The sequence below is a fragment of the Saccharothrix xinjiangensis genome, from assembly GCF_039527585.1.
Classification (GTDB): domain Bacteria; phylum Actinomycetota; class Actinomycetes; order Mycobacteriales; family Pseudonocardiaceae; genus Actinosynnema; species Actinosynnema xinjiangensis.
The window spans coordinates 1-7,419 of the sequence record NZ_BAAAKE010000060.1 but is presented as its reverse complement, the minus strand read 5'-3'; the positions used below and the strand labels follow the sequence as shown (position 1 = coordinate 7,419).

The following is a 7,419-nucleotide window of genomic DNA, read 5'->3' as shown; positions in this document are numbered from 1 at the left end:
AGCTCACGAGCGAGCCCGGCCCAGCGCCTCCGGCAGGCTACAACCAGTGATCACCCAGCCAGCCCAACCGGTACCTACATACAAGTCGGAAGCTCAGTACGGGGTTCGCGGGCGCGGTGGGCGCCGCGTCACGTTTCCTGCCAGCACACGGGAGACCGTGTGGCGGTCCGGCGGCGCACGGGCCGGCTAGGACGGGTCGAGGGGATGTAGTTCGGGTTGGTCGGCGGGCAGTACGCCGTGACCGGCGAGGTAGGCCGCCAGCAGCGCTTGTACCGTCGCCAGTGGCACCTGCTGTGCGGCGGGTACGAGGTGTTCCTGGCCTTGCAGGTCGTAGACCGCCATGCCGGTGGCCTGCGGGTCGCCCTGGGTGGCGCGGGCGGTGCCGCCGGGCGGCAGGTACTGGACGAAGCCGCGGTCCCGACCGATGCCCGCGTACAGCACCGGCGAGCCCCAGGGGTCCTGCGCGAGGGTGAACTCCACGACCGGCGGGTGGTCGTGCTCGGCGCTGTCGGCGCGGACGCGGTCGACGAACCCGGTCAGCTCGTCCTGGGTGTGGATCAGGACGGGCTCGATGTCCGGCCCGGTGTCGTGGATGGCGTTCAACGTTGCCACGGTGGCCGCTTTCCTCCGGTGAAGATCCGCTGGTAGCCGTCGGTGCCGTACACGGTCAGGCGGCTGCCTTCCGGCAGCACCACGCCGAGCAGGTTCTCACACCCCCACATCAGCCGGCACGGCGAGTGGTTGACCACAACGACCGCGTCGGTGATGCCGTCCCGGCGCATGCGGGCGGCCACCTTCATCTCCACATGGGTGGCCACGACCGGAGGCCCCGGCAGCGGGTAGCCCCGGTCTAGCAGCGCGTCGTGGACGGCTCGGGTGTCGGCGTCATCGCCGCTGACCACCGCCTCCGCAGGCCCGTCACCGACCATCAGCCGTCCGTGTGTCTTCTGCCCGGAACCGGGCCGCACCGGTGGGGGCAGCTCCCGCCGCAGCGCCTCCACCCGCCGTTCCATGTCCTGCGGGGCAAGGCCTGTGTCGGCATCCGGCGGGGTGACGGGTCCGGCCGCGTGTGTGCCGGACCCGGGTGCGCCGGGCGAGTCCACGCCGAGGGCGACCAGCAGGGCGTGCAGGGTGGTCGCGGCGGCGTCCAGGGCACGCAGCAGTCCGTCTGGACCGGTGACTGCGGTGGCCACCTTCTCGAACCGGGCCTGCGTGGCCCCGGCCTCCGGGTCGGTGCGCGTGGTCCCGGCGCAGGCTGCCGCCCAGCAGGTGCGGGCCTGCTCCGCCGCCTCGACCGCGCGACGCAGCGCCTGACGGCTTTCCCCGATCTTTCTTGCGATCGCGCGCAGGGCGACGCCGACCTCCCCCAAGGACGCCACAACATCCCCCATCCCACCCGGTGTCTCGGCACCAGCCAAACCTGCTGCCGGAGCCCGCGGCGAGCACCATCACCCGATCCGGTGAACCACGCCGCGACGACGTCATGCGGCCCCGGAGAGGAGAGACCGGGGCTCTGGACGAACCTGGCAGCCGGATGGGTGTCGACGAGAGGGAGGCGCAGGCGTCCTCACACCGCAGGGTTGACGATCAGGTCGATCTCGGTCGTCACGACGGCGGACCTCGTCGGTGGCCCGGACTGCTCCTGTCCCGCCTGGGAGCACCGCGTGCTGGTCGAGCCGTTCACCGGATGTCGCCGTACCGGGTTCCGGCCACGGGCATCGAAGCTGCTCGCCGCAGAGCTCGCCCCGCTGAGATTCCCCCGGTAACCCGACTCCGAAGAACCAGGGGAGGATCAGATTTTTGGCTCTGGCGCACTTCCGGTGGTGACAGCGAGTAGCCGGTCGGTTCGTGATCCCGTGGTGGATGCTGTTCCCCTTGCGGGGATAGTATTTCCGGACTGTCGGTTCCGATCATGGAGTGCGTATCGGAGGGCGGTGGTCGCGTCCGCATCCAGGTTGTGGCCATGCCGTCCGGTGCCCGGGGCTGCAATGACGAAGGCGTCGACAGCCCGAAAACACCTTCCCGGCAAGGGAATCCATCTCCATCGCAAGGTCACGCCGCGACCGGCTACTCACCGTCACCACCGAAAGTGCGCCAGAGCCGATCACGAGATAGACCCGACCCACCGGGCGCCATCGGCTTCTACCGATGGGCGGACGGGTCGACGCGGCTGCCAGCCGGTCCCGTGACGACCGAGCATGAGCGGATTTGGGGTTGATCACGGTTGTCTGCAGATGGGCGGCGAAGGCTCGCTGCCCCCGGTCGGTCGGACGTTGATGGGGCGTGAATGGTCTGAGTGGGTGGTGTATCGGTTCGAGGGCGCTTCCTGACGGAGTTGCGGCCAGACTCAAGGCTCATGATCGATGGTGGTGTCAGCAACGACATGGGCGGCACGGTCCACGGGGTGTTGGTGCAGGCGGGCCGGGTCGATCAGGTGGTGTTGCCGTCTGCTCCGGAGGCCGCGGTGGTGCCGCGGCAGTTGCCGGCCGCGGTTCCCGATTTCTGCGGGCGTGATGCTCATGTCGCCGCTCTCGACGCTCTGCGGGCGGAGGTAGAGCGAGATGCCGGTGGCGGGGCGTTGGTCGTGGCGTTGGGCGGATCGGCGGGCGTGGGGAAGTCGACCTTGGCGGTGTGGTGGGCACACCGTGTCCAGGACCATTTCCCGGGGGGCACGTTGTTCGTGAACCTGCGCGGTTACGGTCCGAGCGCCCCGTTGCCCCCTCAGGTGGTGTTGACGGACTTCCTCACCTCGCTCGGTGTCGCGGAGCGGCGGGTTCCCGAAGGTGTGGAGGCGCAGGGCGCGTTGTTCCGGTCGTTGGTGGCGGCCCGGCGGATGTTGGTGGTGTTGGACAACGCCGGGTCTGCCGAGCAGGTGCGTCCGTTGTTGCCCGGTGCGGCGGGATCGCTGGCGTTGGTGACCAGTCGGGGCGCGCTGTCGGAGTTGGTGGTGCTGGAGGCGATCCGACGGGTCGCGGTGAACGTGTTCGAGACCGTGGACGCCGTGCGCCTGGTAGAGGGGGTCGTGGGCAGGGCCCGGACCGCCGCGGAGCCCGACGCGGTGGGGGAACTGGTGGGGGTGTGTGCGGGGTTGCCGTTGGCGGTGCGGGTGGCGGCGACGCGGGTGGCGTCGCGTCCGTTCCTGTCGGTGGCCGACGTGGTGGAGGAGATCCGGGAAGAGCAGCGGGGGCTGATCGGGGTGGAGGGGGCGTGGCGGGGGTTGGGTGGGGTGCGGTCGGTGTTCGACTGGTCCTACACCCGGCTGGACGCGGTGCACGCGCGAGTGTTCCGGTTGGTGGGGTTGCACCCGGTGCCGGAGTTCGGGGTGCACGCCGTCGCCGCTCTGGCCGCGCTGGATCTTCGTTCCGCGACGCGCGTGCTGGAGGAGTTGGCGGAGCAGCACCTGGTCGAGCCGGTGGCCCGTCGGCGGTATCGGGTGCACGACCTGTTGCACGACTACGCCGCCTACCGCGCGGACCTGGACGAGACACCCGCGGCACGGGAGGAGGCGGTGACGCGCCTGGCAGAGTGGTATGCCGGTGTCGCGGTGGCGGCGGACCGGTGGCTGTTTCCGCAGGCGAGGTCGGTGCCGGTGCCGGTGGAGGCTCGGGGCGTTTCGGCGCTCGTGCCGGATCGGGAGCAGGCGGTGGGTTGGTTGCGCCGGGAACGGACCGTGTTGTCGGCGGTGCAGCGGATGGCCGTGGAGCGGGACCTGTACCCGGTGGTGGTGGCGTTGGGTGTGGCGTCGCGTCATCTGTGGTCGGGTCCGCGGGCGTGGTGGTCCGAGGGCGTGGAGGCGGTGTCGCGGGGCGTGGATGCGGCGGTGGGCTCGGGGGACGTTCCGGCCGAAGTGCTGCTGCGGGACCTGAAGGGGCACAGTCACCGGGGTGAGGGGGAGTTCGAGGCGGCCGAGGCGGAGTACCGGGCCGTGCAGCGCGCGGCGGAGCGCTCGGGCAATCCCGACTGGCACCAGTGGGCGTTGTCCGGGCTCGCGATCCTGCGCCGGGACCAGGGACACCTGGAGGAGGCCGACGGGTTCTACCGGGCCTCGTGGGAGATCGCCGTGCGGGTGGGCGACGAGGTGGAGGAGGCGATGGTCCTGGGCAACCTGTCCCTGGTGGCTGCGGCGCGGGACAGGTTCGACGAGGCGTTGGACTACGCGCAGCGGGCGTGGGAGTGGCGCAGCCGCAACGGCGACGTGTTGACGATCGCCTACGGCCGGCACCAGTTGGCGACGGCGTGGCAAGGGCTGGGCGATCACCATACGGCGATGGGGCTGTGGGAGCAGGTTGCAGAGACCTATACCGCGCACGAGGACAGGAGAGCGGACCTGGCTATGGCGCTGGAGGCGATGGCCGGATCGTTGGCAGCCACCAGCCGGCCGGATGCCGCTGTGGACGGGTTGCGGCGGGTCGCCGGGATCCTGTCGGATCTCGGCGACCCGCGCGCCGGTCAACTCCTGCACCGAGCCGACGAACTCTCCTCCCACTGACCCGTCGGGGCCAGGGCGCAGCGGTGGGTCACGCCCTGGTGCGGCCGCAGGCCGGGCAATCCGGGTCCGGGTCCTCGTGGTCGTCCTCGGCGTTCCGCAAGGTGACCAGGTTGTAGGTCACCCACCGGGTGGCTCGGATTCGGGGGATGCCGGTGATCAGGCTCATCACGGCGTGCGCGGACAACAGCCCGGCAATCCCGGCCGACACCGCGTTCACCGCGTGCACCCCGCCCTCCCTGACGTTACCGGGCCGGAACGCGACCGGAACGGCGGCACGCGCCCGCGCGGCGGCGCTCCTGCACTCCCGACACCGGCCGCGGCCGGGCACGAACACGCCGACGCTCACACGGGCCCCGCGGTAGCCCCCGTCGACCCAGGCGGTGCCGGTGGACAGACACGCCCGGTTGGTCCACGACCGGATCACGCCCGGGGTGTCCGCGCCCATCAGCAGCACGTCGCACCCGGCCGCCAACCGCCGTAGCACCCCCACACCGTCCACGGTGGTGCGCTCACCGGTGACCTCGACGCCGCTGTTGTGCCGCCGCAACGCCTCCATGGCGACGTCGACCTTGGGGCGGCCCAGGTCGTGCTCGGTGTAGAGGACCTGCCGGTTGAGGTTGGACAACTCCACCACGTCCGGTTCGACCAGGTGCAGCGCGCCGATCCCGGACTGGGCCAGGGCGAGGGCGGCGGTGCTGCCGACCCCACCGACGCCGACGACCGTGACCCGCGTCTGCCGCAGCGCCAGCTGGGCGTGCCAGGACGTGGCCCGCGGTGCCGCGTCCATCGACCGCCACAACGCCCGACCCCGCCCGTACCGTTCCCGGTCGGCGTCGGTCAGTTCCTCGGGCTCCGGCGCGTCGGCGTCCTCCAGGTAGCCAGCGGCGGCCAGTGTGTCGATGGCCGCGCGGACGGTGTCAGGCGGCTCGTCGGGGTGGCAGTGGACCAGGTCGGCGACCGCCTGGTCCACCGTGCGGGACCCGTCGAGGAGGATGAGCAGCGCCCACACCGTGCCGTCCGGGTCCGGGATCGTCGCGGCGATCCCCGGCAGGGAACCACCGATCCGCACCAGGTCCTCGCCGAGACGGACAGGCCAGTGCTCGTACTTGATGCGCGGACGCAACATCACACTTCATCCTTTCCGCACGTGTCAGCCGTTGCTGGTCGTGTTGCCGTTGGTGCCGCCGAACTCCCGCGTCACCGGGATCAAGACGATGACCATGTCCTCACCCCCTCCCCTGCCGGTCGAGGCGGAACGGGGCGGGAAAGGGCAGGCATGGACGCAGCGGCTGTACCTCGTCCGGCGGTGGGACGTGGAACCGAAACGGGCGCATCCCTGGTCCTCCTCTCCTGTGGCGGCCGGTGGATGGCCAGCCGAGAAGAGGATGCGGCGCACCCCGGGACAGAACCGGGGACAACCGACGGGACAAGACCGGGACAACGACTCACCCGAAGGAGTGATCCTGTATCCGCTGTACTGCGGACTCTACGGTTCGGCCAAATGCCACACTCCGGTCAACACGGGTCCGACAGGGGAGGACGCGGGGTGGAAATCCGACTATTGGGCGGGGTCGGGATCTACAGCGCCCAGGGCGAACACAAGCTGTCCACGGGCACCCAACGGTGCCTGCTCGCGGCGTTGGCGCTGCAACCGGGCACCCCGATCAGCGTCGGCAAGCTGACCGACTACCTGTGGTCACCCGACGCCCCGGAACGCAGGCAGGCTGACAATCCCGAATCCACGATCGGCAGCTACGCCAAACGCATCCGTAGGGCCCTCACCCTCGCCGGCGGGGACGGCGCATGGCTGGACGGCCGGTCGCACCCCGGCTCGTACGTGCTCGACATCGATCCCGAACTCGTGGACTACCACCGGTTCCTCCGCCTCGCCCACACCGCACAACAGGCCCGAGACCCCCATCGGCTCGCCCAGGCACTGGCCCTGTGGCGAGGAACCCCGCTGGCCGGACTCGACGGCGACTGGGCCGAACGACGCCGCCACGACATGACCGTCAAACACCGCGACGTCACGCACCACCACCTCCGGGCACTGGTGGACACCGGCCACGCCGACCGGGTGATGGACGAGTTGGCCGTGCTGGTCGAACGCGACCCGACGACCGAGTACGCGTTGCTGGGTATCCGTGCCCTGGACGTGCTCGGACGGCAGACCGACATCACCGCCTGGGTCGACCGGCTCACCGTCCTGATGCGACAGCACTTCGGAATCGACATCCCGGCCGAAGTCCTCACCGAGGCTGGCCGCCACACCACCACGGACCGGACCTCGCCACCCACGCCCTCCGCCGCGGCGGTACCCAACAGCCTATTGCGCGACCTGCCCGAGTTCACCGGCCGCAGGAACGAACTCGACGAACTGCTGGCCGCCGTCGACCGGACCGCGGGCGAGGGGGCGACCGCGATCGCCATTCACGCCATCGACGGCATGCCCGGCATCGGCAAAACCACCCTCGCTGTCCACAGTGCACACCGGCTCGCCGACCGCTTCCCCGACGGCCGACTCTTCCTCAACCTCTACGGCCATACTCCGGGTCAGAAACCCCGCACCCCATTCGACGCCCTGCACACACTGCTCACCGAGATCGGCGTACACCACAGCGTGCTGGCCAACCAGAAGACCACCGACGAACGCGCCCGACTCTGGCGCGCCCTGGTCGCCGACCGCAGGCTCCTGCTTCTGCTCGACGACGCCGCCAGCCACGACCAGATCACTCCGCTGCTACCTGCAGCCCCCGGCTGCCTGGTCCTGATTACCAGCCGCAACCGACTCCCTGAACTCGACGGCGTCCGCCACCTCACCCTCGAAGTCCTCCGGTAGTTGTCAATTCGGATGAGACAGGTTGTGTTTAAGGGGTCGATTGCGGTTGCTCGACGGGCTGGTTGATCCAGGTCGCATCGGGCAGTCGGGG

General features: G+C 70.4%; 5 protein-coding genes. 2 read left to right on the top strand and 3 right to left on the bottom strand.

Features of this window, described 5'->3' with window-relative positions; genetic code table 11:
• Positions 1-186: 186 nt before the first annotated feature.
• Positions 187-612, bottom strand: a complete 426-nt coding sequence (locus ABD223_RS43100; protein ID WP_344044117.1) for an Imm1 family immunity protein — start codon at positions 610-612, stop codon at positions 187-189.
• Positions 600-1,379 (bottom strand): DddA-like double-stranded DNA deaminase toxin, encoded by a 780-nt coding sequence (locus tag ABD223_RS43095; protein ID WP_344044115.1) that lies wholly within the window; start codon positions 1,377-1,379, stop codon positions 600-602. Before ABD223_RS43095 ends, ABD223_RS43100 begins: the two co-directional genes overlap by 13 nt.
• 1,349 nt (positions 1,380-2,728) lie before the next feature.
• On the opposite strand from ABD223_RS43095, the gene ABD223_RS43090 reads away from it, so the two are divergent.
• Positions 2,729-4,489, top strand: coding sequence for a tetratricopeptide repeat protein (locus tag ABD223_RS43090; protein ID WP_486374876.1), 1,761 nt, complete (start codon positions 2,729-2,731; stop codon positions 4,487-4,489).
• A 28-nt stretch (positions 4,490-4,517) separates the two neighbouring features.
• Here the strand turns inward: ABD223_RS43090 and ABD223_RS43085 are convergent, their stop codons facing one another.
• Entirely contained in the window at positions 4,518-5,615 is a 1,098-nt protein-coding gene (locus tag ABD223_RS43085) for a HesA/MoeB/ThiF family protein (RefSeq protein ID WP_344044111.1), read from the bottom strand.
• A gap of 420 nt (positions 5,616-6,035) precedes the next feature.
• Between ABD223_RS43085 and ABD223_RS43080 the strand changes: the two genes are divergently transcribed.
• On the top strand, positions 6,036-7,328 hold the full coding sequence (locus tag ABD223_RS43080) for an AfsR/SARP family transcriptional regulator (RefSeq protein ID WP_344044109.1): 1,293 nt from the start codon (positions 6,036-6,038) through the stop codon (positions 7,326-7,328).
• Positions 7,329-7,419: the final 91 nt, after the last annotated feature.